Origin of the sequence: Sphingobacterium cavernae (assembly GCF_008520265.1) — a bacterium.
Taxonomy (GTDB): domain Bacteria; phylum Bacteroidota; class Bacteroidia; order Sphingobacteriales; family Sphingobacteriaceae; genus Sphingobacterium; species Sphingobacterium cavernae.
In genome coordinates this window covers 1-854 of sequence record NZ_VIQM01000008.1, presented here as the reverse complement: position 1 = coordinate 854, position 854 = coordinate 1, and the positions used below count along the sequence as shown (strand labels likewise).

Here is an 854-nt window from a genome sequence, read left to right as displayed (position 1 = left end):
ATAATATTATGAGAAAATTACTAACCTTAATACATTTTTTGAGTTTTTGTGTCTATAGTTATGCTCAAACTCCCACCACGTCACAGAACTATATCGTGGAGAAGACGTTCCGTCGGGAGTATAAAGCGGGAGCAACTCTTACAGGCAAGCCTGTAGATTCCGTTAACATCAATATCCAATATTTTGATGGTTTGGGAAGACCTATTCAAACCGTACAGTGGCAAGCCAGTCCCACCAAGAAGGACATCGTTCAGCATATAGAATATGATGGTTTTGGAAGAGAAAGTAAGAAGTATTTGCCTTATGCAGAGTCAACATCGAATAACGGCAGCTACAAAACTACCTCCAAAACCATTCAAGCTAATTTTTATAGTTCTGGCAGTATCACAGATGTTGTTAGAACCTCTCATCCTTATGCCGAGACAATTTTTGAGAATAGTCCATTGAATCGAGTACTGCAACAAGGAGCTCCTGGTACTGCTTGGCAACCCGTGGCTGATAGAACACAGGTCCTATCTACATCAACTGCAGGACATACGGTAGTTACCGAATATGGCACGAATGTGTCTTCAGGTACGGAAGCTGTTCGGTTGTGGTCAGTGAATACGAATAATACCACAAGCACGGGTAATTATTTAGCAGGTAAACTCTATAAAACGACTATCAAAGATGAGAACTGGGTGTTAGCTAATGGCAAGGCTGGTACAGTAGACGAGTATAAGGACTTCGAGGATAGGGTGGTGCTCAAAAGAGTATGGGAGAGTGAGAGCAAGAAGCTTGATACGTACTATATATACGATGACTTTGGTGATCTTCGTTATGTGATTCCTCCTGGATATCCTATAGCAGCCACC

1 protein-coding gene is annotated in these 854 nt (G+C 41.7%); it reads left to right on the top strand.

Translation table 11 applies throughout. From position 1 onward, the window contains the following. Positions 1-8: 8 nt before the first annotated feature. On the top strand, positions 9-854 hold an 846-nt coding region (locus tag FLS47_RS00550; protein WP_223225071.1), incomplete at its 3' end, for a DUF6443 domain-containing protein.